Origin of the sequence: Amycolatopsis rhabdoformis (assembly GCF_035918295.1) — a bacterium.
GTDB lineage: Bacteria > Actinomycetota > Actinomycetes > Mycobacteriales > Pseudonocardiaceae > Amycolatopsis > Amycolatopsis rhabdoformis.
In genome coordinates this window covers 899,880-925,147 of sequence record NZ_CP142149.1, presented here as the reverse complement: position 1 = coordinate 925,147, position 25,268 = coordinate 899,880, and the positions used below count along the sequence as shown (strand labels likewise).

The window sequence follows — 25,268 nt, the reverse complement described above, 5'->3', positions numbered from 1 at the left end:
CCACCCACCACCCGTGGAGGAACCATGACGATCGACCACGCCCCGGCACCCGCCGGAGCGGGCCTGTCCCCCGAAGATCTCGCGGAGCTGCAGCTGCGGCACCGCAAGATCCGCGACGCGATGGCCGAGCAGGGCCTCGACGTCGTGCTCGCCTACGGCCCCGCCTGGCGACGCGAGAACATCCGCTACTTCACCGACGTGACGCCTGCGGGCAGCGCGGCGCTGGTGGTGTTCCCGGCCGAAGGCGACCCGGTCGCGTTCTCGACCCGGCCCTCGGACCTCGCGGACTTCCGGGCGCAGGGCTGGGTCGGCGAGGCCCGGCGGCTGGACCCGGCGAACCCGGCCGAGCTGGGCGTGGTCCTCAAGGAGCTGGCGCCGCGGCGCATCGGGATCGCCCACCACGAGCTCGTGCCGCTCGTGCTCATGGAGACGATCCGCGCCGCGGCGCCGGGCGCCGAAGTCGGGTCGGCGACCAAGCTGCTCGACACCGCGCGCCTGGTGAAGAGCGAGTGGGAGCTGGCCCGGATGCGCCGCAGCGCCGTGGTGTGCGCGGCCGGCTGGGAAGCGTTCGTGGACGTGCTCGAACCGGGCCTGCCCGAGTACCGGATCGTCGCCGAGGTCGAGGCTCGGCTGAAGAACCTCGGTGCCGAGGACAACTTCATGCTCATCGCCTCGGGCCGCGACGAGGTGCGCGGCATGACCCCGCCCGGCGACCGGCTGCTCGAAGCCGGCGACATGGTGCGCACCGAGCTCACGCCCAAGATGGACGGCTACTGGCTGCAGATCTGCCGCTCCGCCGTGGTGGGCAAGGCCGACGACGGCCAGCGCAAGTCGTTCGACCTGTTCAACGAGGCCGTGGAGGCCGGCATCTCCGTGGTGCGTCCGGGCATCACGGCCCACGAGGTGGCGATGGCCGAGAACGACGTGTTCCGCAAGTACGGCTACGGCGAGTACTGCGGCAGCAACTACACCCGCGTGCGCGGCCACGGCCACGGCCTGCACCTCGACGAGACGCCGATCATCGAGGGCAACCACACGGTGCTGCCCGAGAACTCCGTGTTCATCATCCACCCCAACACCTACACGCCGCTGGCCGGCTACCACGTGCTCGGCGACCCCGTGCGCGTGACCGCCGACGGCGCCGAGGTGCTGATCACGACCGAACGCAAGCTGTTCGAGACAGGAGACGTGGCGTGAAACGAGGTCTGCACGTACTCGACCCCGCGGAAACCCCCGACCAGGAGTGGCACGACCGCGTCGCCACGCTGCAGCGCGCCATGGCCGCCGAGGGCGTCGACGTGGCCTTCGTCTACGCCGACGTGTCGCGCTCCGACGACCTCGCCTACCTGACCAACCTCTGCCTGTACTGGAACGAAGGCGTGCTGGCGATCCCCGCCGAAGGGCCCGTCACGTTCCTCACGAAGCTCTCGCTGCGCGTGCAGAACTGGATGAAGGCCTCGTCGAAGGTCACCGAGTTCAGCGGTGGCAAGAACTTCGCCGAGCTGGTCGCGAAGTACCTGCTGGGCAAGAAGAACGGCTCGATCGGCCTGGTCGACGCCGCGCTGTGGCCCGCCGACGTGGCCGACGAGATCGTGGCCGCCGTGCCCGGCTGGGAGGTCAAGCGCCTCGGCAGCCTGGTGCGCGAGCAGCGGCTGGTGCCCTCGAAGGCCGAGACCGAGCTGCTGCGCGCGGCCGGCCGGATCCTCGACGACGCCGCCGCCAAGGCGACCGTGGAGGGCAGCACCGCGGGCAGCCGCGTCGAGACCGTGGAACGCGCGCTGCGCGGCGGCGGGTTCCTCGACCTGTACCCGATCTCGCTGTCCACTTCGGACGGGGTGACGTCGTTCGGCGTCACCGGCCAGTACCGGATGAACTGGGTGTACTCCAGCCGCGTGCTGGGCGACGGCTCGGGCTGGTCCGGCGCGCTCCAGGACGCGCTCACCGCGGCCATCGCGGCCGCCCGCGCCGGGACGACCGTCGGCTCGCTGGCCGAGGCCGCCGCCCCGGCGTTGAGCAAGCTGCCCGAGGGCGCGACGGCCGAGGTCCGCTGGGTCAACCAGGCGGATCTGTCCACCAGCGGCGAGTTCCGCGCCCAGGACCCGGCCGCGGTGCTGGCCGCGGGCGAGGCGGGCGCGGTTTCCGTGGAGGTCGCCTTCGCCGACGGCGGCAACGCGGCCGTGGCCGAGACCGTCCGCGTGACCGAAGGCGAACCCGAACACCTGACAGGAGCACAGCGGTGAGGATCCTTTCCAACGGCGACATCGAGCAGGTGCTCACCGCCGGCGAGACGCTCGACGCGCTGGAGCAGGCGTACAAGGAGCTGAACTCCGGCCAGGGCGCCAACCGGCCGCGCAACCACACGTACTTCCCGGTCGAGGACAGCCGCCACCCCGGCTTCCGCTACCGGTTCAAGTCGCAGGAGGGCGGCAACGTCTCCTCGGGCGTGTGGGCCCTGCGCATCACCTCCGACATCGCGGGTGTCGAGACGCTGCCCAGCGGTGTGCAGCGCCGCCGGCTCATCCCGGCCGCGCCGGGTGGCAAGTACGTCGGGCTCGTCACGCTCTACAGCCTGACCACGCTCGAACCGCTCGCGATGATGCACGACAGCTTCATCCAGAAGATGCGCGTGGGCGCCACCTCCGCGCTCGGCATCCGCGAACTGTCCAATCCGGACGCCACGGTCGCCGGCATGTTCGGCTCCGGCTGGCAGGCCGAGGCGCACCTCGAGTGCCTGCTGATGGTGCGCCCGGACATCGAAGAGGTGCGCGTGTACAGCCCCACGCCCGAGCACCGCGAGCAGTTCGCGAAGGTGTGGAGCGAGAAGACCGGGCGCAAGATCGTGGCCGTCGACGAGCGGCGCGACGCCGTGGCCGGCTGCCAGATCGTCACCTGCGCCACCGCGGCCATGGAGGCCTGCTTCGACGGCACCTGGCTCGAACCGGGCACGCACGTCACGGCGATCACCTCGCCCGACGGCACCGCGACCCGCCGCGAGCTGGACGACACCACGTTCGACCGCGCCGCGCGCATCACCGTGCTCTCGCGCGAGCAGGTGCACCACGACAAGCAGTACGACATCCTCGGCCCGGTCAACCGCGGCCTGATGGAGTGGGACGACATCCGCGAGCTGGGTGACCTGCTGCTCGGCGAGGCGCCGGGCCGCACGAGCCCCGAGGACATCACGGTGTTCGCCAACAACACCGGCATGGGCGTGCAGTTCGCGGCTGTGTGCGCGCGGGCGCTGGCGCTGGCCGAGGAGCGCGAGCTCGGCCACACCGTGCCGACGGACTGGTTCCTGGAAGAGACGAGCCCGTGAGCCGGGTCGGTCCACCACCGGAACCACGAGCGGAGAAATTGCATGGGTAACGAACACCGCGTCGGGGGCAAGGTCATCACCTTCGGCGAGAACGTGAACACCGACGTGATCATCCCCGGCCGCTACCTCGTGAGCATCGACCCGGCGGAGCTCGCCGAGCACGCTTTCGAGCCGCTGGGCCCGGAAACCCAGGCCCGGCTCAAAGCGAGCGACGTCGTGGTCGCCGGCCGCAACTTCGGCTGCGGCAGCGCGCGGGAGCAGGCCGCCACGTGCCTGATCGGCGCCGGGATCAAGGCCGTGGTCGCGGCCTCGTTCTCCCGCGTCTTCTTCCGCAACGCCATCAACACCGGGCTCGTCGCGGTCGAGTCGCCCGCCGCGGCCGAGGCGGCCGAAGACGGCGGCGAGATGTGGGTCGACTACGACGCGGGCACGGTCGAGGTGGGCGGGCAGACGTTCCCGTTCAGCCCGTACCCGCAGGTGCTGCGGGAGATCATGGCCGACGGCGGCCTCATCCCGCACCTGATGGCGAGCTTCGCGGGAGGAAAGCAGTGACCGCCAAGACCTTTGCGCAGAAGGCGATCGAGCGCGCGTCCGGGGTCGCCGACCTCGAACCCGGCCAGATCGTGGACGCGTTCCCGGATTTGTACATGAGCCACACCGCCAGCTGGCGCTGCATCCGCACGCTCGAGAAGATGGGCGTCGAGGAGCTCTACGACGTCGACCGCGTGGCCATGGTGATGGACCACCTGTCCCCCGCGATGAACGCGAAGACCGCCGCGGACCACGCGCTGTGCCGCGAGTTCGCGAAGAAGATGGGCGTGAAGAACTTCTTCGACGTCAACAGCGGCATCGCGCACATCGTGCTCATGGAGCACGGCCTGGTGCGGCCCGGCCAGTTCATCATCGGCACCGACTCGCACTCCACGATCTACGGCGCGCTCGGCGCGTTCGGCACCGGGGTGGGCTTCAGCGAGATCACCGCCGCGTGGGTGACCGGGAAGCTGTGGGTCAAGGTGCCCGAGTCGGTGCGGATCGTGATCGACGGCGACCTCGCGCCGGGCGTGTACGCCAAGGACATCATGCTCAAGCTCATCGGCGACCTCGGTGCCGACGGCCTCACGTACGAGTCGGTGGAGTTCTCCGGCTCCTACGTGGAGGGCATGTCGGTGTCGGAGCGCATGACGTTCTGCAACCTGGCCATGGAAATGGGCGCGAAGAACGCCTTCGTGGCCCCGGACGACACCACGCTCGCCTACCTCGACCAGGCCGGCGTGCCGCGCGACGAGCTCGACATCCTGCTGCCGGACGAGGGCGCGACCTACCGCACCACCGTGCGGTTCGACGGGCCCACGCTCGCGCCGCAGATCGCCGTGCCGCACACCGTGGACAACGTGGTGGGCGTCGGCGACGTCGCCGGCACGAAGCTCGACCAGGTGTTCATCGGCTCGTGCGCCAACGCCAAGTACGACGACCTGGTGATCGCGGCCGACGTGCTCGACGGCCACCGCGTGGCGCCGGGCCTGCGGCTCATCGTCACGCCGGCGTCGGCGAAGATCATGGCGCAGGCTTCGGACAGCGGCGTGCTCACGAAGCTCATCCAGGCCGGCGCGATGATCACCAACCCGGGCTGCGGCGCGTGCGCGGGCAGCGGCGGCGCGATGGCCGACGGCGAAACCACGCTCTCGACCGCGAACCGCAACTTCCAGGGCCGCATGGGCAGCTACGAGTCGAAGATCTTCCTGTCGAGCCCGGCGACCGCGGCGGCCTCGGCCATCCGCGGCGTGATCACCGACCCGCGGGAGATCGTGGCGACGGCGGTGGTCGCGTGAACCTCGTCGAGAAGATCCTGGCCCGCGCGAGCGGCCGCGACACCGTGGCACCCGGCGAGATCGTGGTGGCCAAGGTGGACCGCCTGATCATGCACGACCTGTCGGGCTACCTCACCTCGCAGGTGTACGAGAAGCGCGTGAACGTGCCCATCCCGGACCCCGAGCGGGCCGTGATGGTGTTCGACCACCACTTCGCGCCGCCGACCGAGCAGCAGGCGGACGTACTGCAGCACAACCGGCGCTGGGCCCGCAAACACGGCCTCAAGCTCTACGACTGCGGCAACGGCAACCTGCACCACGCCGTGGTCCGCAACGGCCACATCAAGCCGGGCATGATCGTGGTCGGGTCCGACAGCCACACGCCGGTGCACGGCACCATGGGCGCGCTCGCGGTGGCGCTCGGCAACGACTCGCACGCCGGAACCGTGCTGCCGTACGGCAAAGCGTGGTTCAAGGTGCCGGAGACCACGCGCGTGCACCTCGACGGCACGCCCAAACCCGGCGTGACCCCGCGCGACATCGCGCTGTGGCTGGTCGGCCGCATCGGCGAGGGCGAGCTGAACTACCGGGCCGTGGAGTTCGGCGGCCCGTACGTGCGTGCACTGTCCTTCTGGGACCGTTGGCTGTTCCCGCTGCTGTGCGTGGACCTCGGCGCGAAGTGCAGCTTCGTCGAGCCGGACGAGGTCACGGAGGCCTTCGTGCGCACGCTGCCCGGAGGCGACGCCGGCCTGCTCGTGCACGGTGACGGTGAAGAAGCCGCGCAGGTGCTGCGCTTCGACGTCGGCGAGGTCGAGCCGACAGTCGCCTGCCCGCCGACCGTCGGCAACGTGAAGCCGGTGAGCGAGGTCGCCGGCACGCCGGTGCAGTACGCGGAGCTCGGCGGCCACGGCGGCGGCCGGCTCGAGGACTTCCGGGCGGCGGCGAAGGTGCTGTCCGGGCGCAAGGTGCACCCGGACACGCGGTTCCACCTCGTGCCCTCCTCGCGCGAGGTGTTCGCCGAGGCGGCGCGCGAAGGGCTCGTGCTCGCGCTGCACGAGGCCGGCGCCACCTGGTTCCCGCCGAGCACCGGCTCGAACCAGGCCTACAACATGGGCGCGATGGCGTCCGACGAGGCGATGATCTCCACCCACGCCCGCAACTTCCCCGGCCGCAACGGCAGCCCCGACGCCTCGATGTACCTGGCGTCGTCGGAGACCGTCGCCGCGTCGGCCGCCGCGGGGGTCATCGCCGGGACCGCCGATCTGGGAGGCACAGCGTGAAGTTCGAGGGCCGCTGCTGGCGGTTCGGGGACAACATCCCGACCGACCGGCTCGTGAAGACCCAGTACGTGTTCGAGCCGATGGAAGTGCTGGTTCAGCACGTGCTCGAAGACCTCAACCCGGAGTTCCCGAAGAAGGTGCAGCCCGGTGACATCGTGTTCGCCGGCAAGCACTTCGGGCAGTCCTCGGGTCGCGCGATCGCCACGAAGGCGTTGCAGGCCACCGGGATCGGGTGCGTGGTGGCGGAAACGTTCGCCCGCACCTTCTACCGCAACTGCTTCGAGGTGGGCCTGCCGGCGCTCGAAGTCGGGCTCAACCCCGACTTCGCGTCCGACGGCGACCGCGTGCGCGTGGACCTCACCACCGGCGAGTTCACCAACCTCACCACGCAGGCCACGATCCGCGGCGCCGCGGCCGACCCGTTCCTCGTCGACATGCTCGACGCCGGCGGGCTGATCAACCTCGCGAAGAACCGGCCGGAGGTGTTCCGCTAGGACGGACGCGACTGACGGAACCCCCTGGCGGACAAGGACTTGAGGTCCGCCGGGGGTTTCGTCATGCCCTCCGGCGGGCCACCCGACCGCGGCGAAATCGTTGTTTCTCAGCTTCTTGACGCGCGTCGAGATCGAGAGTCACACTGACCGGAGCACAAAGAGGTGCACCTCCCGATGCTTCTCATGGTCGACACCTCGCCCGATTCCAGACCGAGGCGGCAAAGCTCCCCCGCGTCCCGGTCTCCCCTCTGGACACAATCGAGGTCTCCCCCGTGCCATGGAAATCCCTCCGCCGGACGCGGCTCGCGTTACCGGCCCTCGCTCTCGCCCTCGTCGCCACCGCGTGCGGCTCGGGTGGTGCCGCCTCGGGCGGCGGCGACACGATCACCCTCGGCCTGCCGGTGCAGGCCACCACCCTCGCGTCGGTCTACCTGGCCAACGACGAGAACCTCTGGAAGCAGCACGGCCTCACCGTCAAGGCGGTCACCTTCAAGGGCGACGCCGAGCTGGCGAAAGCCGTGCTCTCCGGTGACGTCGACGTTGCCGTCGGCTCGCTCACCGGGCCGCTCACGGCCGAGGAAGCCGGCCAGGACGTGAAGGTCATCTACGGCGGCTTCGACATGACCGCCTTCGCCTGGTACGCCGTGCCCGACATCCACACCGTGGCCCAGGGCAAGGGAAAGAACTGGGGCGTGACCACCATCGGCTCGTCCACCGACCTGCTCACGCGCTTCGCCGCGGCGAAGGCGGGGCTCGATCCCAACAAGGACATCAAGGTCGTGCAGGGCGGCGCCTCGGCGGCGCGCTTCGCGGCCATGAAGGCGGGCCAGCTGCAGGCCAACATCTTCACCGAGCCGCAGACCGTCTACGCGCAGAAGGCCGGCTACAACAAGATCCTGGACCTCAAGGACCTCGTGGACAGCTACCCGATGCACGTCACGTGGAGCAAGCCGGGATTCGTCGACGACAACCCCGACCGCGCCAAGAAGTTCGTGGACACGCTGTCGCAGGCCATGCAGATGACCAAGGACCAGCCCGACGCCGCGGCCAAGTCGATCGCGAAGGCGCTCAAGATCAGCGTGGACGACGCGAAGGCGAGCATGGCCGAGTGGATCGGCCAGCTCTACCCCGACGGCCGCATGCCCTCGGCCAAGGCGATGGACGACTTCTGGCAGATGGGCCTGCAGGGCAAGGTGTTCGCGAAACGACTGCCCGACTCGCAGTGGCTCGACCCCCGCTTCCTGCCCAAGACCAGCTGAACGGAGGAGAAGATGGCAGACATCACCTTCGACGGCCTGCAGATCTCCTACACCGGCAAGGGCGAGCCGTTCGTCGCCGTGAACGGCTTCGACGCCCACGTGCGCGACGGCGAGTTCGTGACGATCGTGGGCGCCAGCGGCTGCGGCAAGAGCAGCGTGCTGCTGGCCGCCGACGGCCTGCTGCGCCCCTCCGCCGGCGAGATCCGCATCGGTGACCAGGTCGTGAGCAAACCCGGCCCCGACCGCGGGGTGGTGTTCCAGGACGCGTCGCTGATGCCGTGGCGCACGATCCTCGCGAACGTCGCGTTCGGACTCGAGATGCAGGGCGTCGACAAAACGACCCGGCTGGATCGGGCGCGGCACTTCATCGAGCTGGTGGGCCTGGCCGGGCGTGAAGACGCCCACCCGCACCAGCTTTCGGGCGGGATGCGCCAGCGCGTGGGCATCGCCCGCGCGCTGGCCACCGACCCGGAAGTGCTGTTGATGGACGAGCCGTTCGGCGCGCTCGACGCGCAGACGCGGGAGCTGATGGCCACCGAGCTGCTGCGGATCTGGGACCTGGACCGGAAAACGGTGCTGTTCGTGACCCACGGCATCGACGAGGCCGTGTTCCTCGCCGACCGTGTGCTCGTGATGGGCGGCAGCCCGAGCCACGTGGTCGAGGTGATCGAGATCGACCTGCCGCGCCCGCGCGACGCCGCCGTGCGGGCCAGCGAGGCGTTCGGCAAGTACCGCACGCACCTGGCCGAGCTGCTCTTCGGCGCGCAGGCCGGGGCGGCGGTGCCGTCATGACGCAGGGCTTGCGCACGCGGCCGCCGCGCCCGGTGGCCGCCGCGCCGCCGAGCCGCGCGGTCGGCCTGCGCTGGCTGCCGCCGGTGCGTGCGCGGTTCGTGCTCGGCAGCCTGGTCGTGGTGCTCGCGCTGTGGCAGCTGTGCGGCCAGCTCGGCGTGGTCGACGTGCAGTTCACCAGCACTCCGATCGCGATCGTGCGAGCCGGTGGTGATCTGCTGAGTTCCGGTGAGCTGTGGGAAAACGCGCAGACCACGCTCGTCGAGTTCTTCGCCGGGTTCGCGCTGGCCGTGGTGGTCGGGGTGCCGGTGGGCATGCTGATGGGCTGGAAGTTGCGGATCCGTCAGACGCTGGAACCGGCGCTGATCGCGCTGTACGTCACGCCTTCGCTCGCGCTGCTGCCGCTCGTGGTGCTGGCGCTGGGCATCGGCGAGGCCTCGAAGATCGCGATGGTCTTCATCGAGGCCGTGATCACGATCGCGGTGAACGCGATGGCCGGCATCCGCGAGACGGACCCGAAGCTCGTGCAGGCCGCTCGCGCGTTCTGCGCCGGCGGTGGCGCGATGTTCGGCAAGATCCTCTTTCCCAGCGCGCTGCCGACGATCATGGCCGGCCTGCGCCTGGGCGCCGGGCGCGGTGTGATCGCGGTGATCGTGGCCGAGCTCTACGGCGGCACCGACGGCGTGGGGCAGCTGATCTCCACCTACGGCCAGAACTTCGACGTCGCCCCGCTGCTGTTCCTGACCCTCGTGGTCGGCATTTTCGGCTACGTCGTGACCGCGCTGCTGCGGATGCTCGGCGCGGCCGCCACGTCGTGGGAGAGGTGACCCGATGACCACCACCGCAGTGAAAACCCGCCGGGTGCCCGAAAAAGCCATGCCCCTGCTGCTCGGCGGCGGGTTCCTCGTGCTGGTCGCGATCCTGTGGCAGATCGCCGCGTGGGCCGGCCTCGTGAACCCGTTCCTCACGTCCTCCCCCGTGCTCATCGCCGGCTCGCTCGGCAACCAGATCGCCTCGGGCCTGCTGCTGAGCAGCGTCGGCACGAGCGCGCTGGAGCTGGTGATCGGCTTCGGCATGGCCGCGATCGTCGGGGTGGCGGTGGGCCTGCTGATGGGCCGCTACCGCTACGTCGACTACGTGGTCGAGCCGTACGTGTGGCTGCTCTACTCGGCGCCGATCATCGCGCTGTTCCCGTTGCTGGTGCTCATGTTCGGCCTCGGCAGCCCGACGGTCGTGGCGATCACGTTCCTCATGTCCGTGATCCCGGTGATCGTGAACTCCGCGCAAGGTGTGCGCAACGTCGACCCGAAGCTGATCCGCACCGCCGTGTCGTTCGGCGCCGGCGAGACCGCGTTGCTGCGCAAGGTGATCCTGCCCGCCTCCGTGCCCACGGTGATGGCCGGCCTGCGCCTGGGCGTGGGCCGCGGGCTGGTCGGCGTGGTCGTGGGCGAGTTCTTCGCGGGCGACGGCGGCATCGGCTACAACATCAGCTTCTTCGCCGGCCACCTCGGCACGACCGAGGTGCTCGCATCGGTGTTCGTGGTGATCGTGGCCGGGGTCCTGCTCAACGTGGGCGCCCGCAAGCTCGAATCCCTCGCCGACTCCTGGCGCACCGAACTCCCCTGACCCCACTCCGCGAGGAAGAGGTACCCCGTGAAGCAGATCGCCGCCGACATCGGCGGGACGTTCACCGACCTGACCGCCGTGGACGCCCGCGGCGTCTTCAGCACCGCGAAGACCCTGACCACCCCGCACGACCACGCGGAAGGCGTGCTCGACGGGCTCGACAAGCTGGGCGCGCACCTGCCCGACACCGAACTGTTCCTGCACGGCTCCACCATCGCGATCAACACCGTGCTGCAGCGCGCCGGCGCGGCCACCGCGCTGATCACCACGGAGGGCTTCCGCGACGTCTACGAGATCGGGCGCGGCAACCGCTCCGAGCCGTACAACCTGTTCTTCGGCAAGCCCGACCCGCTGGTGCCGCGCCGGCTGCGGCGTGAGGTGCGCGAGCGCGTGCTCGTGGACGGCAGCGTGCGCACGCCGCTGGACGTCGCCGCCGCGCGCGAGCTGATCACCGAGCTGAAGTCCTCCGGAGTGCAGTCCGTGGCGGTGTGCCTGCTGCACGCGTACGCCAACCCGGAGCACGAACTCGAACTCGGCCGGCTGTTCACCGAGCTGTGGCCCGAGGCGTACGTGACGCTCTCGCACCAGATCATGCGCGAGTACCGCGAGTACGAGCGCACCTCGACCGCGGTACTCAACTCCTACGTCGGCCCCGTCGTGTCGCGTTACCTCGACTCGCTCACCACGCGATTGGAGGCGCGCGGCTTCCGCGGCCGGCTGCTGATCATGCAGTCCAACGGCGGCATCATGTCGGTGGAGACCGCGCGGCAGAGCCCGGTGCGCATGATGGAGTCGGGGCCGGTCGCCGGGGTGATCGGGGCGTCGGCGCTGGCCGCGGGCCTCGACCTGCCGCGGCTGATCTCGTTCGACATGGGCGGCACCACGGCCAAGACCAGCCTGGTGAAGGACGGCCAGGTCGACATCAGCCCGGGCTACTTCATCGGCGGGTACGCGACCGGGCACCCGATGGCGCTGCCCGTGGTGAACATCGTCGAGGTGGGGTCCGGCGGCGGCAGCATCGCGTGGGTCGACCCGGCGGGTGCGCTGAAGGTCGGCCCCGTGAGCGCCGGTGCGGCGCCCGGCCCCGCGTGTTACGGCCGCGGCGGCGACCGCCCGACCGTGACCGACGCGAACCTCGTGCTCGGGCGTCTGGGCGCGAGCCGGTTCCTCGGCGGCGAGATGCCGCTGGACCGCGCGGCCGCGGAAGCCGCGATCATGACCCACGTCGCCGAGCCGCTGGGCCTCGACCTGCTGGCCGCCGCGCGCGGGATCGTGACGATCGCCGACGCGCAGATGTCGCTGGCCGTGCGCGCCGTCTCGGTCGAGAAGGGCGAGGACCCGCGCACGTTCGCGCTCGTGGCGACCGGTGGTGCCGGGCCGCTGCACGCGGTGTCGATCGCGCGGGAGCTCACCATCGGCACGGTGGTGGTGCCGGTGCTGCCCGGTCAGTTCTCGGCCAAGGGCATGCTCTACTCCGAGGTGCGCCACGACCTCACGCGCACCCACCTGGCGCGCTTCGAACCGTCCACAGTGGAGCAGTACGCGATCACGCTCAAGGCGCTCGGTGCCGAGGCGTGGGCCCGGCTGCGCGCCGACGTCGGCGAACCGGCGACCGCGCCCGTGCTGCAGCACTTCCTCGAGCTGCGTTACCTCGGCCAGGAGTTCACGATTCCGGTGCCGGTGCCCGAAGAGGGGCTGTCCACCGCGAACCACGCGGCCGTGCGCGCGCTCTACGACGAGATGCACGACCGGCTCTACGGCCACCACGCGGCCGACGAGACGGTGGAAGCCGTCGGCGTGCGCACGGTGATCTCGCTGCCGCTGGAAACGACCGTGGCCGCGGCGGCCGAGGCCGAGGGAGCGGCCGGGGACCCGGAGCCGGTGGAGCACCGGCCCGTGGTGCTGCACGGCGGCGGCCCGGAACCCGTGTCCTGTCCCGTTTACGACCGCGAGGCCCTGCGGCCCGGCCACCGGATCACCGGTCCGGCCGTGGTGCAGGAAGCCACGTCCTCGGTCGTGTTCTACGCCGGCGACGTGCTCACCGTCGCGGCCGACCTGTCACTCGTCGTCTCCGTGGGGAGCCCCGCATGACCCGCCCGACCGGCATCGACCCCGTCACGCTCGAAGTGGTGCGCTGCGCCCTCGTGGCGTACTCCGACGAGATGGCCACCGCGCTGCGCCGCGCCGCCTACAACCCGATGATCTTCGAGGTGCAGGATTACTGCGTGGGCCTGGTGGACACCGAGGGCGAGCTGATCGCCCAGAACCTCGGCGGCCTGCCGATCTTCCTCGCCGACCTCGGCGTGTCCGTGGCCGACGGCATCGAGCGCCACGGCCTCGAAGGCTTCGAGCCCGGCGACGCGCTGGTGATGAACTACCCGTACGTCGCGGGCCAGCACCTCAACAACGTGGTGGTGTACACGCCGATTTTCGTCGACGGCAAGGTGGTGGCGTTCCCCGCGGTGCGCGCGCACTGGGTCGACATCGGCGGCTCGCGCATCGGCTTCGGTTCCACCGCCACCACCGACATCTACTCCGAGGGCCTGCAGCTGCGCTCGATCAAGGTGATGAAGGCCGGCGAGTGGGACGCCGACGTGATGCAGATCCTCAAGGACAACATCCGCATCCCCGAATCGTCGCTGGGTGACCTGCGCGCGGCGATCGCGGCCTGCCGCCTCGGCGAGCGCCGCATCGCCGAGCTGGCCGAGCGCTACGGCCTCGACACCGTGATGGCGTGCATCACCGAGATGCGCGACCAGTCCGAACGCCTCTCGCGCCACGCGGTCGCGCAGATGGCCGACGGCGAGTACACGGCCTCGGCGTGGATGGACAACGACGGCCAGGACCTCGACAAGCGCATCACGCTCGACCTCAAGGTGATCGTGAAGGGCGAAGAGCTCACGATCGACTTCTCCGACATCAACGAGCAGGTGAAGGGCCCGCTCAACTCCGGCAAGTCGGGTGGCGTGGCGGCCGCGCGGGTGGCGTTCAAGATGCTCACGCTGCCGACGCACCCGGTCGACGAGGGATCCTTCCGCAACCTGCACGTGATCCTGCCGGAAGGCAAGCTGCTCAACGCGAAGTCGCCGGCCGCACTGGGGCAGTGGAGCATTTCGCTGCCCACGGTCGTGGACACGATCATCCGGGCGCTGGCCGACGCGTTGCCCGACCAGGTGCCGGCCGCGCACAAGGGTGACATGTCCGGGTTCACCTTCCACGGCATCGACGAGAAGACCGGTTCCCGGTTCGTGTGCCTGAACATCAACGGCGGCGGCTGGGGCGGGCGGCCGGTCGGCGACGGGCCGAGCGCGTGCGTGTCGGTGTGCCAGGGCGACGTGCGCAACATCCCGATCGAGATCCAGGAAGCGCGCTACCCCTTGGTGTTCACGCGCCACGAGCTGCGCGCCGACAGCGGCGGCGCGGGCCGCCACCGCGGTGGCCTCGGGCTGGAGATCGACGTGGAGCCGCAGCAGGCGATGTTCACCAACATCGCCAACGAGCGCACGACCTGTCCGCCGTGGGGCCTGCGCGGCGGCCAGGCGGGCGCGGTGAACGACACGATCGTGACGCAGCCCGGCGGGCAGCCCGAGCACGTGAAGAAGCACACGGGCCTCGCGTTGCAGGCCGGCTCGAAGGTCACCTTCCGCACCGCGGGCGGCGGGGGCTGGGGTGTGCCGGTGGAGCGGCCGGCCGACGACGTCGCCGAGGACGTGCGCGACGGCTTCGTGACGGCCGACGCCGCGCGTGAGCTGTACGGCGTCGTGCTCACGGCCGACGGGCGGGTGGACGAGCCGGCGACCGGCCGGCTCCGGGCCACGCAGGCAGATGTCGCTCGTCGGTGACCTCGCCGCGCGGGCGCACTCGGTCGCTTCGCGGCCGGTGCCGCCCGCGGTCCGGGCCGCCGTGCGGGCCCACCTGACCGACGCCGTCGGCGCGCTGATCGCCGGCCACACCACGCTGGCCGGCTCGCTGCCGGGCCTCGCGCGCACGCTGTCGGCCGACGACGGCGCCGCGCGGCGCACCGCGTTCCTCGCCGGGGTGTACGCCCACGGCTGGGAAGCCGGCGACATCCACCGCGGTTCGGTGCTGTGCCCGGGTTGTGTGGTGCTGCCGGCGACGCTCGCGGTGCTGCCGGAGGACGCGTCGGCCGACCAGTACGAACGCGCGTACCTGGCGGGCTACGAGGTGGCGCTCGCGGCGGCGGCCGTGATCGGCGGCGAAGGGCTGATCCGCCAGGGCTGGTGGCCGACCGCGCTGCTGGCCCCGCTCGGCGGCGCGGCCGCGGCTTCGGTGCTGCGGGGGCGTTCGCCGGGCGTCACCGCGTCGGCGATCGCGCTGGCCGCGCAGCACGCGGGCGGCTCGATCGCCGGGGCGACGGACCGGGCCGACGGGAAGTACCTGCTGTCCGGGTTCGCGGCCGAACGCGCGGTCACGGCGTTCCTCGCGGCCGACTCGGGGTGGACGGGCCCGCTCGACATCCTCGACGACCCGCGCTCGCCGCTGCGGCGCTCGGACACGGCGCTGCCCTCGGGGTACCTCCTGCCCGAGACCAGCCTGAAGCCGCACGCGGGCGCGAAGCACCTGCAGGGCGCGATCGACGCCGTGCTGGCGCTGCGTTCGGGCGGCTGGCGGCGGGGCGAGGTGCGGCGGCTCCGGTGTCTGCTGCCGGCGCAGCTGGCCGGGATCGTCGACCGGCCGCCGCCGTTCGGCTCGGCGCTGAGCGCGCTCGGCAGCGCCCAGTTCGTGCTGGCGGTTTCGGCGCTGCGCGGGCACTGCACGCCGTGGGACTTCGAGGACGGCGCGCTGCACGACGAAGCCGTGCTGGAGCTGGCGCGGGTCGTGGAGGTCGGGCCGGCCGACGACCTCACGGCCGCGTACCCCGCGAAGTGGGGCGCGCGGGTGGAGATCACCACCACGTCGGGCGTGGTTTCGGCCGACCGGCTCGACGCGCGGGGCGACCCGGGCAACCCGTTGCCGGACAACGAGATCGTCGGCAAGTTCACCACGCTCGCCGAGCGGGAGCTCGGCCGGGCGCGGGCGCGGCGGGTCGCGGAGTCGTTGCTGGGCGCGGATCCCGTGCCGGTGTTGCGCGAGCACGTGCTGCCGCTGCTCGGGGGTACCTTCGGACGATCACCGGAGAACGCCGCCGCGGGCGTGAGAACAGGGGGTTCGTCCTGAGCACCGAGCAACCGGAGCCCGACCTCAGCCGGGCGCCGACCCCGCAGACCGTGCTGATGACGATGATCGGCCGCTACTGCCTCGACGAGAACCCCGAGATCTCCACGCTGGGGTACATCGACGTGCTCGCGCGCATCGGGGTGTCCGCGCACGCCGCGCGGCTCACCGTGTCGCGCATGACCGAGCGCGGGCTGCTCGAGCGGTCGAGGCAGGGCCGGGCGGCGTACTTCCGCGCGTCGGAGGTGGGGCTGCGCGTGGTGCGCGTGCAGCAGCAGCGCACGTTCCACGACACGGCGGAGGAACCGCAGCCGCCCGGCGCGTGGACGATCCTGTGCTTCTCCCTGCCCGAGACGCACCGCAAGGAACGCCACCTCCTGCGGCGCAGCCTGGCCTGGGAGAGCTTCGGCCTGCTGCGCGACGGCGTGTGGCTCGCGCCGGGCGAGCGCGACGTGACGGCGATCCTCGCGCAGCTGCCCGGCGCGGGCGTCGACCGGCACGTGGAGGTGTTCACGGCGTACCCGAAGTTCGACGACGTGCAGGGGATGATCTCCCGCACCTGGCACCTCGACGAGCTCGCCGCGCGCTACCACCGCTTCCTGCGCGCGTGGGACGTGCCCGACCCCGTGCCCGAGGCCCTCGACGACCTCGGCCGCGACCTGGTGCTCGCGTCGGCGTTCCGGCAGCTGCTGCGCGAAACCCCGCGGCTACCCGCCGAACACCTGCCGCCCGACTGGCCGGCCGCCCGCTGCCACGAACTGTTCACCACCCTGCACGAACGCTTTTCCCCCGATGCCGACCGCCTCTTCGCCGGCATCCTCGCCGAACACCGGATGAGCTGAGGAGAATTTTCGATGCGCGTCGTCGACACCCACTTCCACTGGTTCCCGCGCTCCCACTTCGAGACGATGGCCGCGCGGGCTTCCCATCCCCGCACCGAGCGCGTCGGCGACGGGTACCGCTACCTGTACAACGAAGGCCGCGGCTTCATCCCGCTGCCGGCGGTGTGGTTCGACCTGGACCACGGCCTGGCCACCGCCGCGGCGGCCACGGGTGACTCGACCACAGTGGTCTGCACCACTGGCGTGCTGGCGGGGATGCTGGACCAGATGCCTGCCGCCGAGGCTCTGGACGAGGCGTATGCGTACAACGAGGAGATCGCGGCTGCCCAGCGGCGCCACCCCGGCCGGTTTTTCGGCACGGCGGCGGTTCCTCTGCAGGACACGGAGACCGCGCTGAAGGTGCTCGACCACGCGGTCGGCTCTCTGGATCTGCGCGGCGTGAACCTGCCGTCGATGATCGGCTCGGAAACGGTGGACGCGGCTCGCCTGGAGCCCTTCTACGCCCGCGTCGCCGAGCTCGGCGTGCCCCTCATCGTGCACCCGACGGACCTCGCCTTCAACGAGGTCCTCACCGGCTACGCCGACGGCATCCAGCGCTCCCTGGGCCGCCTGCTGGACTCCAGCGTGACCGTGCTGCGCCTCATCTTCAGCGGCATCCTGGAACGCCACCCGTCCCTGCGCGTGGTCCAGACCCACGCCGGCGGCCTCCTCCCGTACCAGGCCGGGCGCATCGACAAGAACGCTCGCATCGAGGGGCTGCCGTCGCTTCCGTCGCACTACCTCCGGCGGATTTTCGTGGACACGGTCGCGCCGCAGTCGTTGACCATCCGCACGGCTTTGGAGTACTACGGCGCCGACCAGATCCTGTACGGCACGGACCACCCGTGCTGGAGCCCCTCGGCGGCGGTGTCGGTGCTGGACGAGTCGGCCTTGTCGGAGGAGGTGCGGACGAAGATCTACTCGACGAACGCGGAGTCGGTTTTCCGGCTGGACTGAGGGAAACAGGAGCCTGAGGAAGTGACGACCGGTGACGTCACTCCGAATCCACCACTCCCTGATGTTCCCCACCCGTGTTGAAGAACCTCGTCAAATACTCCTCCGGCGCCAGCGGACTGTCCCGCAACAACGAGAACACCTCGGCCCCCGATCCGAGCACCACGGACTCGTCCAAGGCATAAGACTGCGCGAACCCCAGATACGTCACCGAATGCTCCGCCGCATACTGGCCGGCCTCCCGCTCAGCCGCCTCGATGGCCGCCTCCGAGCTCGGGGCCTGCCACAGCGTGATGCGTTCCTCGAACGGCGAGCCCTCCCACTGCTGCCACCGGAAGACACACCGCACCGCGTACCACCGCGACACCTCAGACATCCTGAATCTCCGCCAATACCAATCCACCCCGCGGCTTGGGCGTGAAATACGTCGCCTTCCGCGGCATCCGCAGACCCGCCGCGTGGACCTTCAGCACCGTCGAATACTCGACCGGCGCCAGTTGCACGACGGCGTCGGCGTCAGAAGGCGCCGGGCGGCCCGCCGGCAGGGGATGCACGTGCGGGCCGTCCAGGTCCAGACCGAGCGCCGAGGAGAACAGGAGCTCCTCCACCACCGCGTGGTCGATCGTCAGCTCGTCGGCCGGCGGCAGCACCACGCGCAGCATCGACGGGCGCGCCAGCACCACGACCGAGCCGGGCCGCGAAGGGGGTGTGCCGTCGGTCGTCACACCCACCTCGAGCCCCGCCGAGCGCCAGGCCGAGGCCAAGTCGGAAGAAGTCAGCCCGGTGCCCGTGAGCACCCGGTGGATCGCGCCGATGCGCAGCGACGGCCCACCCGTCACCAGCGCCAGCAGTGACCCGGTCTGCGCGGCCGCCGCCACCCGGTGGTTGCCGTCCGCGACCAGGAGATCGGCGGCCGACGCGGCCGCCACCAGCCGTTCCTGCAGGGTGCCCGAGGGGACCACCCACAGCTCGTGGCGCCGGCCCGCCAGATCCACAGTGGACACGTCCGGCAGCCCCAGCCCCGCGCACGCCGCTTCCACCGCGGCGGTCAGCAAAGCGCCGCCCGACGACGGCACCAGCAGCGCAGCGCTCGTCGCCGTGCCCAACCCCGCCAGCACGGCGGCGCGCTCGGCCACCACGTGCGGGTAGACGTCCTCCGTGTGCCGCACGTGGGAGCCGCCGGCGGTGAGTTCGCGGACGTCGACCAGGCAGAGCACGCCGACGGCGACCCCGTCCGGCCCGGAGATGCGGTAGGGCGCCACGAAGCCGGCCACCGAGCGGTAGTGGCGGGCCCGGATGCGGGCCAGCGCGGCGCGCGCCGAGGGCAGCGCGGCGGCCAGGTCGAGGCCGCGCGCGAGGGCGGCCGGGGTGCGGGCCGGGTGCTGCACGGCGAGCAGCGTGTCGCCCGCCGCGCCGGGCGAGGCGAGGGCCGTGATCACGGCGTCGGGCTCGGCGAACTCGTCGACGTCCGGGCCCGGCACCTCGCCGCGCACCACCCACCCGCGGCGGATCGGCCGCACCCACGTGTCCATCCCCTCATCATGGCGGTCGGGTGAAGCCTGTTCGCCGGTCACTCGTTCGTGGAATGCTTGCAGTTGCGAAACAGTTGTCCCGAGCAACGCCAGAGCACCCCCAAGAGCAACCCCCACACACCCCCGAGGAGCAGCAAGGCGATGACCACCCCCGTCGCGAAGACCGCGAAAACGGCCGTCGGCCTGCGCTCCGAGCGGGGGCCGGTGCTCGCGGCCGTGATGCTGAGCACCGGGCTCGTCGCGCTCGACAGCACGATCATCGCCACGGCCGTGCCCTCGGTGGTCGGCGACCTGGGCGGGTTCTCGCAGTTCCCGTGGCTGTTCTCGGTCTACCTGCTCACCCAGGCGGTCACCGTGCCGCTCTACGGCAAGTTCGCCGACGTCCTCGGCCGCCGCCCGGTGATGTTCTTCGGGATCGCGACGTTCCTGCTGGGCTCGGTCCTGTGCGGCGCGGCCTGGAGCATGCCGGTGCTCATCGCGGCGCGCGCCCTGCAGGGCGTCGGCGCCGGGGCGGTGCAGCCGATCAGCATGACGATGGTCGGCGACCTGTACACCGTCGAGGAGCGCGCCCGCGTGCAGGGTTACGTGGCCGGCGTGTGGGCCGTCGCGTCGGTGCTCGGGCCGGCGCTCGGCGGCGTGTTCTCCGAGTTCCTGAGCTGGCGCTGGATCTTCTTCGTGAACCTGCCGCTGGGCGCCATCGCGGCCTGGATGCTCTACCGCAAGTTCAACGAGCAGGTCGAACGCACCCGCCACCGCATCGACTACTCCGGCGCCGGCCTGCTCATCACCGGCTGCACGCTGCTGATCCTCGCGCTGCTGGAAGGCGGCGTCGCGTGGGGCTGGGGGTCGGTGCCGAGCGTGCTCATCTTCGCCGGGTCCGTGGCGGCGCTGGTCGCGTTCGTGCTGGTCGAGCGCAAGGCGGCCGAGCCCGTGCTGCCGCTGTGGGTGTTCACGCGGCGCACGCTCATCGGCGGCACGCTGGTGGCCCTCGTGGTCGGCGCGACCCTGATGGGGCTCAGCTCGTTCCTGCCGACCTACGCCCAGGGCGTGCTCGGCAAGGACGCGCTCACGGCCGGCATCGCCCTGGCCGCGCTCACCGTCGGCTGGCCGATCGCCGCGTCGCAGTCGGGCCGGCTCTACATGCGGATCGGGTTCCGCGACACGGCGTTCATCGGCGCCGCCCTGATCGTGGTCGGCGGCCTGCTCACCACCCTGCTCGGCGAGGGCACGTCGCTCTGGGGCGTGGCGGGCGCCGCGTTCGTGGTCGGGGTGGGCCTCGGCCTGGCCTCGAGCCCCACGATCGTGGCGGTGCAGTCGAGCGTCGGCTGGGACCGCCGCGGCGTGGTCACGGCCACGAACATGTTCGGCCGCTCGATGGGCAGCGCGGTCGGCGCCGCGGTGTTCGGCGCCATCGCCAACTCGACCCTGGCCGACCGCTTCGCGCACCCGCCCGCCTCGGTCGCGGGCCACCTGCCCGACAGCGCCGACGCGACCAGCCTCGTGCTCGGCCAGAACGACCACTCGGCCGCCGCCGAATACGTCCGCCAGTCCCTCACCGGCGCCACGCACAACGTGTTCATCGCGATCGCCGCGGTCGCGGTGCTCGCCGTCGTGGCGCTGGCGCTGATGCCGCGCAAGACGGAGCAGCTGCAGTTCTAGGGCCAATCCTGTGCAGTCAGGTGTCGGCCGCGTGTGTCAATTCGCCCGAACAGGAACGGAGCTCCTACCAGCTAGGCAGGGATGCCGTCCGTGGCGACGGCGACCAGGTCCGCCGCGCTGGTCGAGAGGACCTGGGTGAAGTCGGCTTGCTCGTCGGCCATGCACCGTTCGGCGGTCAGCCGGAGCACGGCGATGCCGACGTCGGTGACCAGGCGTGCAGTCTGCGGGTTGCAGCCGCGGTGCACCAGAGCGGCGGCGAGGGCCTCGGACAGCGACGCCAACTTGACCAGTTCGCGTTCCTTCAGTGGCGGATTGGCCTCGATGACCGCCGACCGCTCCCGCAGGAACTCGCGCGGACGGAACACCTTCGGCGCGGTGGCGAACGCGGCCAGCAGCGTCGGGAGCGCACCGGTGTCGGCGGGAGCGGCTTCGATCGCGGAGACGAGCTGCTCTTCGAGGTCCTCGCCGCCGCCGAACAGCACCTCACGTTTGTCGGCGAACCATCGGTAGAACGACCGCTCGGTGAGGTTCGCGCGCTGCGCGATCTGCGCGACCGTCGTGCGGTCGTAACCCTGCTCGGTGAACAGGTCCAGCGCGGCTCGTTCGAGCCGACCGCGAGCGTTGCCTTCCCACCGTGCCATCCTGCGAGCATAACGACTGCAGATGCTGTCGTCACTCTGCTAGCGTGGATGACGACAGCATCTGCTGTCATTACCTTGAGGAGACTTCATGCGCACCCTTCGCTTCCACGAGCACGGAGCACCGCTCGACGTTCTGCGGCTCGAGGACGCCGAGCCTCCTACCCCCGGACCCGGGCAGATTCGCGTCGCTGTGCAGGTGTGCGGGCTGAACCCGGCGGACTGGGCGCTGTGCGGCGGACTCTTCACTGGCGACCTGCCACGCGGTATAGGACTTGAAGTGTCCGGCACGGTCGACGCGGCCGGTGACGGGGTGACTGGCGTCGAGATCGGTGACCCGGTGTTCGGCCCGGCGCCCTTCACAGGACCGACCGCCGGCGCGTCCGAGCAGGCGCTCCTCGACCTCTGGTTCCCGCGCCCGCCGGGGCTCGACCCGGTCGACGCCGCCGCGTTGCCGCTGGCGGTCGAGACGGCCTACCGAGGTGTGGACGCCCTCGGCGTCCGCGCCGGCACCACCGTGCTGGTACACGGCGCCGGCTCCACCGTCGGGTACGCCGCAGTGCAGATCGCAGTTCAGCGCGGGGCACGGGTCATCGCCACCGCCGGCGAGACGTACGCCAAGGCCCTGCGCGCCGTCGGCGCCGCAGTCACCGGTTACGGCGACGGGATGGCCGAGCGAGTGGGGGAACTCGCGGGCGGACCGGTCGACCTCGCCCTCGACGCGGCACCGGTCAGCAATGCGTTGCCGGGCCTCGTGCGTACCGTCAGGGCGTCCGAACACGTTCTGACCCTCAGCGACTTCGCCGCAGCCGCTGAACTGGGCGTGCGTTTCAGCGGGCCCGGCGGCGAGGGCACCGTGCGCAACGACGTGCTCGGCGCATACGCGCAGCTGGCATCTGCGGGTCGCTTCTCGGTACCAGTGGCCCGCGCGTTCCCGCTGGAGGACTGGCGCACGGCCGCGGAGCTGAGCCAGTCGGGACAGGCCCGCGGCAAGCTCGTCCTGCAGATCGGCTAGAACCGTGTCGACCAAGATCACTGTCCGGCGGGAGCTCCGTTGGGTGCCCAGTCTGTTGTCTCTCGTCAGGTTGTCGTTGCTGCGGGGGCTTTCGCGCCCGGCCATCTGGGCGAGCTGACGCGCCTTGTCCCCTTCGAGATGGTCGACGAGGCGTTGACGCAGACGGGCAAAGTGCAGGAACGGGTGCGGGATCTGCGGGCTGGTCTGCGCGATCGACGGCACGACCACGGCGGCGGCCGACAGCCGGGCGAACCTGGCCGAGTTCACCAAGCACCGCTGCAACAACGGTGGTTCGGGATATCCGGCGTTGCGGCTGCTGGTACTGGTGTCCTGCGGCACTCGCACGGTCATCGAGGCGGTGTTCGGACCGACCACGGACGGCGAGACGACGTACGCGCCGCGTCTGCTCCGCAGTCTGCACGAGGACATGATCGTGTTGCCGGACCGGAACTTCGCCGCCCGGACACTGGTGAACGCCATGGCCAAGACCGGCGCGCAGGTGCTGGTCCGAGTGAAGAAAGGCCGCCGACTGCCCGTGCTGAGCCGCTGTGGTGACGGCTCCTACCTGTCGGCGATCGGTGCCGTCCCCGTGCGTGTCATCGATTGCGAGATCACCATCACCACGGCCGCAGGCCGCCGCACCGGCTTCTACCGGCTCGTTTCTACCCTGACCGACCACAAGACCCATCCGCCGCCGAACTGATCACGCTGAATCACCGGCGGTGGGAGATCGAGACCGCCTACCTGGAGATCAAGTCCACCATCCCGGGCGGCCGTGTCCTGCGCGCCCGCACCCCTTCCGCCAGCCGCCCATCTACCCGGCATTGGTTCCAGGGCTCCATCGAAGAGTCGAATGCCTCCATAGATCGCAGCCCGTAGCCCGGCCTCTCGAGCGCACCTAACGTCGTCCGCAACACCCCGACGCCATCGAGGAGGATGACATGTCGACGTTTCTCATCCAGCCCCACACGCGACTGCAGGAGTGGGTCGCGGAGGAGCACGGGTACTTCGCCGAGGAAGGACTCGAGTACGAGTTCGTCGAGGGGTTCGCGGGGTCGTCGCGCACGACCACCGCGGTTCAGTCGGCCGACAGCGTCGCGCCGGAGCTGCGCAGCGGCGCGTTCGAGGACATGCAGCAGGGCCGCACGTGCGACGTGTCGGCGGCCTGCCACTGGGCCGTGAACGTCGCGGCGGCCGGCGGGGCCGGGCAGATGTGGGGCAGCGCCTACTCGGTGTCCCCGTCGGGCATCTTCGTCGCGCCGGACTCGGCGTACACCAAGCCCGAGGACCTGGCCGGGGTCCCGGTCGGCGTCAGCTACCACTCGGGCAGCCACTACGCGACCGTGCAGGGACTGGAGCCGTTCCTGGCGCGCGACGACATCTCGCTGTCGTTCTCCGGCCTGCCGTATGACCGCGTGCGCCTGCTGATGCGGCGCGAGGTCCCGGCCGTGACGGTGTTCGGCGCGCAGTACTACATCCTCGAGCAGCTCGGCTACCGCAAGCTCGTGGACACCACCTTCGTGATGGGGTTCCTCATCCCCGAGACCGCCGACATCGAGGACGCCAAGCGCTACTTCCGGGCGTTGGAGAAGGCGCAGCGCGACATCGACCTCGAGCAGGAGCGGTACAAGAAGTACTGGCTCAAGGAGATGCCCGAGGACGTCGCCGAGCTGGTGGACGTGCGCCGTTTCGGCCCCGGTGAGCGGATCGTGTTCGAGCCCTATACGAAGGAAATGTTCGAGGTCACCCAGCGCTGGATGGAAAGCTGGAACCTGCTGGAGCTGGGTGACGGCGCGGCCGACTTCGAGAAGGCCGTGCTGGCCTGACCGGGCGGTCGACGGCCAGGCCCTCCGGCAGCCGGATCGACGAAGGAGGTCGGCCAGTGGCCCTCGACCTGTTCCGCCTGCTCGTGTTCGTGACCGTGGTGGACCGCAACGGCTACTCGGCCGCCGCGCGGCCCCTCAACCTGGCGCAGCCCACGGTGTCGCACCACGTGAGCGAGCTCGAACGCACCCTGGACACCCGGCTGCTGCACTACGAGCAGCGCGCGGTGCACCTCACGGCGGCCGGCCGTGAGGTGTACCGGGTGGCCAAGGTGATGCTGCGCGAGCAGGAGCGCCTCGGCGAGTCGCTCGACGACCTCGCCCACGGCCGCCGGGGCCGCGTGCGGCTGGGCGCGAGCATGGCGTTCGAGCAGGGCTATTTCCTGCAGCGCGCGATCGCCCCGTTCTGCCGCAAGCACGAGCGGACCCGGTTGTCGCTGCGGTTCGGGCACAGCCGCCGCGAGGCCCAGGCGGTGCTCGATCGCGAAATCGACCTCGCGTACGTGCTCCGCTGGCACCTGCCCACCGACGCCCAGTTCGAGCTTCTGCACACCGCCGAGCTCACGTTCATGGCCGCGGCGGACCACCCGCTGTCGGCGCTGGCCGAGGTCGGCGTGGACCAGATCGCCGAGGCCGGCCTGATCACCGCGCCGCAGAGCGGGGTCGAGTCGAGCTACTACAACCAGCTGCTTCGGGAGTTCGGCCTCGACAGCGACCACTCCGTGCTCGAGATCGAAGGCCTGCAGCCGCGGGTGTTCGCCGCGGAGGCCGGGCTCGGCGTGATCGCGATGTTCATCCCGGAGTACGGCCGCGACGCCGACCGCGGCTCGCTGCGGCCGCTGGCCGTGGGCGGTCCGCCGATCAAGGTCGAAGCCGGCCTGGTCCGGCGGCCCGGCGAGGCGCTGTCGAGCAGCGCCGACGCGTTCGCCGGCTGGCTGCGTGGCTTGACCCGACACTGCTCTGCCCAAAACTGACGACGCGCCTCGCGCCGTCGCGGAGACGACGTGAGGAGCACCCCG

At 70.9% G+C, this 25,268-nt stretch carries 24 protein-coding genes and 1 pseudogene; 22 read left to right on the top strand and 3 right to left on the bottom strand.

Features of this window, described 5'->3' with window-relative positions; translation table 11 throughout:
* Positions 1 to 24: 24 nt before the first annotated feature.
* The 16 genes from VSH64_RS04300 (at position 25) to VSH64_RS04225 (ending at position 17,585) form a co-directional block, all read left to right on the top strand.
* Positions 25 to 1,197, top strand: coding sequence for a M24 family metallopeptidase (locus tag VSH64_RS04300; RefSeq protein WP_326834138.1), 1,173 nt, complete (start codon positions 25 to 27; stop codon positions 1,195 to 1,197).
* On the top strand, positions 1,194 to 2,240 hold the full coding sequence (locus tag VSH64_RS04295; RefSeq protein ID WP_326834137.1) for an aminopeptidase P family N-terminal domain-containing protein: 1,047 nt from the start codon (positions 1,194 to 1,196) through the stop codon (positions 2,238 to 2,240). Before VSH64_RS04300 ends, VSH64_RS04295 begins: the two co-directional genes overlap by 4 nt.
* Complete coding sequence (locus VSH64_RS04290; protein ID WP_326834136.1) at positions 2,237 to 3,316, top strand: ornithine cyclodeaminase family protein; 1,080 nt, start codon at positions 2,237 to 2,239, stop codon at positions 3,314 to 3,316. The genes VSH64_RS04295 and VSH64_RS04290 overlap by 4 nt, the downstream gene beginning before the upstream one ends.
* A gap of 42 nt (positions 3,317 to 3,358) precedes the next feature.
* Complete coding sequence (locus tag VSH64_RS04285; protein ID WP_326834135.1) at positions 3,359 to 3,868, top strand: LeuD/DmdB family oxidoreductase small subunit; 510 nt, start codon at positions 3,359 to 3,361, stop codon at positions 3,866 to 3,868.
* Entirely contained in the window at positions 3,865 to 5,145 is a 1,281-nt protein-coding gene (locus VSH64_RS04280) for an aconitase/3-isopropylmalate dehydratase large subunit family protein (protein ID WP_326834134.1), read from the top strand. Before VSH64_RS04285 ends, VSH64_RS04280 begins: the two co-directional genes overlap by 4 nt.
* Complete coding sequence (locus VSH64_RS04275; RefSeq protein WP_326834133.1) at positions 5,142 to 6,404, top strand: 3-isopropylmalate dehydratase large subunit; 1,263 nt, start codon at positions 5,142 to 5,144, stop codon at positions 6,402 to 6,404. Before VSH64_RS04280 ends, VSH64_RS04275 begins: the two co-directional genes overlap by 4 nt.
* Complete coding sequence (locus tag VSH64_RS04270) at positions 6,401 to 6,898, top strand: LeuD/DmdB family oxidoreductase small subunit (protein WP_326834132.1); 498 nt, start codon at positions 6,401 to 6,403, stop codon at positions 6,896 to 6,898. The genes VSH64_RS04275 and VSH64_RS04270 overlap by 4 nt, the downstream gene beginning before the upstream one ends.
* Positions 6,899 to 7,170: 272 nt before the next feature.
* Positions 7,171 to 8,157 (top strand): ABC transporter substrate-binding protein, encoded by a 987-nt coding sequence (locus tag VSH64_RS04265; RefSeq protein WP_326834131.1) that lies wholly within the window; start codon positions 7,171 to 7,173, stop codon positions 8,155 to 8,157.
* A 12-nt stretch (positions 8,158 to 8,169) separates the two neighbouring features.
* Positions 8,170 to 8,949, top strand: coding sequence for an ABC transporter ATP-binding protein (locus tag VSH64_RS04260; RefSeq protein WP_326834130.1), 780 nt, complete (start codon positions 8,170 to 8,172; stop codon positions 8,947 to 8,949).
* Entirely contained in the window at positions 8,946 to 9,773 is an 828-nt protein-coding gene (locus VSH64_RS04255) for an ABC transporter permease (protein WP_326834129.1), read from the top strand. Before VSH64_RS04260 ends, VSH64_RS04255 begins: the two co-directional genes overlap by 4 nt.
* Before the next feature lie 4 nt (positions 9,774 to 9,777).
* The gene (locus VSH64_RS04250; RefSeq protein WP_326834128.1) at positions 9,778 to 10,572 is read left to right on the top strand and encodes an ABC transporter permease; all 795 of its coding nucleotides are present in this window, start codon (positions 9,778 to 9,780) and stop codon (positions 10,570 to 10,572) included.
* Positions 10,573 to 10,599: 27 nt separating this feature from the next.
* On the top strand, positions 10,600 to 12,663 hold the full coding sequence (locus tag VSH64_RS04245) for a hydantoinase/oxoprolinase family protein (protein WP_326834127.1): 2,064 nt from the start codon (positions 10,600 to 10,602) through the stop codon (positions 12,661 to 12,663).
* Positions 12,660 to 14,414: a hydantoinase B/oxoprolinase family protein gene (locus VSH64_RS04240; protein WP_326834126.1), complete on the top strand. Its 1,755-nt coding sequence runs from the start codon at positions 12,660 to 12,662 to the stop codon at positions 14,412 to 14,414. Before VSH64_RS04245 ends, VSH64_RS04240 begins: the two co-directional genes overlap by 4 nt.
* Entirely contained in the window at positions 14,398 to 15,750 is a 1,353-nt protein-coding gene (locus VSH64_RS04235; RefSeq protein WP_326834125.1) for an MmgE/PrpD family protein, read from the top strand. The genes VSH64_RS04240 and VSH64_RS04235 overlap by 17 nt, the downstream gene beginning before the upstream one ends.
* 56 nt (positions 15,751 to 15,806) lie before the next feature.
* Positions 15,807 to 16,589, top strand: coding sequence for a PaaX family transcriptional regulator (locus tag VSH64_RS04230; RefSeq protein WP_326834124.1), 783 nt, complete (start codon positions 15,807 to 15,809; stop codon positions 16,587 to 16,589).
* Positions 16,590 to 16,601: 12 nt separating this feature from the next.
* Entirely contained in the window at positions 16,602 to 17,585 is a 984-nt protein-coding gene (locus VSH64_RS04225) for an amidohydrolase family protein (protein WP_326834123.1), read from the top strand.
* A 37-nt stretch (positions 17,586 to 17,622) separates the two neighbouring features.
* Here VSH64_RS04225 and VSH64_RS04220 read toward each other — a convergent pair whose 3' ends face one another.
* Positions 17,623 to 17,958 (bottom strand): hypothetical protein, encoded by a 336-nt coding sequence (locus VSH64_RS04220; protein ID WP_326834122.1) that lies wholly within the window; start codon positions 17,956 to 17,958, stop codon positions 17,623 to 17,625.
* On the bottom strand, positions 17,951 to 19,114 hold the full coding sequence (locus VSH64_RS04215) for a DUF1015 family protein (RefSeq protein ID WP_326834121.1): 1,164 nt from the start codon (positions 19,112 to 19,114) through the stop codon (positions 17,951 to 17,953). The genes VSH64_RS04220 and VSH64_RS04215 overlap by 8 nt, the downstream gene beginning before the upstream one ends.
* 141 nt (positions 19,115 to 19,255) lie before the next feature.
* Between VSH64_RS04215 and VSH64_RS04210 the strand changes: the two genes are divergently transcribed.
* Positions 19,256 to 20,773, top strand: a complete 1,518-nt coding sequence (locus tag VSH64_RS04210; RefSeq protein WP_326834120.1) for an MDR family MFS transporter — start codon at positions 19,256 to 19,258, stop codon at positions 20,771 to 20,773.
* Between the two features lie 71 nt (positions 20,774 to 20,844).
* Here VSH64_RS04210 and VSH64_RS04205 read toward each other — a convergent pair whose 3' ends face one another.
* Positions 20,845 to 21,414, bottom strand: coding sequence for a TetR/AcrR family transcriptional regulator (locus VSH64_RS04205; RefSeq protein ID WP_326834119.1), 570 nt, complete (start codon positions 21,412 to 21,414; stop codon positions 20,845 to 20,847).
* 88 nt (positions 21,415 to 21,502) lie between these two features.
* On the opposite strand from VSH64_RS04205, the gene VSH64_RS04200 reads away from it, so the two are divergent.
* From VSH64_RS04200 to VSH64_RS04185, 5 genes and pseudogenes are all read left to right on the top strand, one after another.
* Positions 21,503 to 22,426 (top strand): NADP-dependent oxidoreductase, encoded by a 924-nt coding sequence (locus VSH64_RS04200; protein WP_326834118.1) that lies wholly within the window; start codon positions 21,503 to 21,505, stop codon positions 22,424 to 22,426.
* 39 nt (positions 22,427 to 22,465) lie between these two features.
* Positions 22,466 to 22,612: pseudogene (locus VSH64_RS48465) on the top strand (transposase domain-containing protein); the annotation flags it as partial.
* A gap of 4 nt (positions 22,613 to 22,616) precedes the next feature.
* Positions 22,617 to 23,129, top strand: a complete 513-nt coding sequence (locus VSH64_RS04195) for a transposase (protein WP_326837903.1) — start codon at positions 22,617 to 22,619, stop codon at positions 23,127 to 23,129.
* 238 nt (positions 23,130 to 23,367) lie between these two features.
* On the top strand, positions 23,368 to 24,252 hold the full coding sequence (locus tag VSH64_RS04190; RefSeq protein WP_326834117.1) for an ABC transporter substrate-binding protein: 885 nt from the start codon (positions 23,368 to 23,370) through the stop codon (positions 24,250 to 24,252).
* Between the two features lie 56 nt (positions 24,253 to 24,308).
* Positions 24,309 to 25,223, top strand: coding sequence for a LysR family transcriptional regulator (locus VSH64_RS04185; protein WP_326834116.1), 915 nt, complete (start codon positions 24,309 to 24,311; stop codon positions 25,221 to 25,223).
* The last annotated feature ends 45 nt before the right edge of the window (positions 25,224 to 25,268 follow it).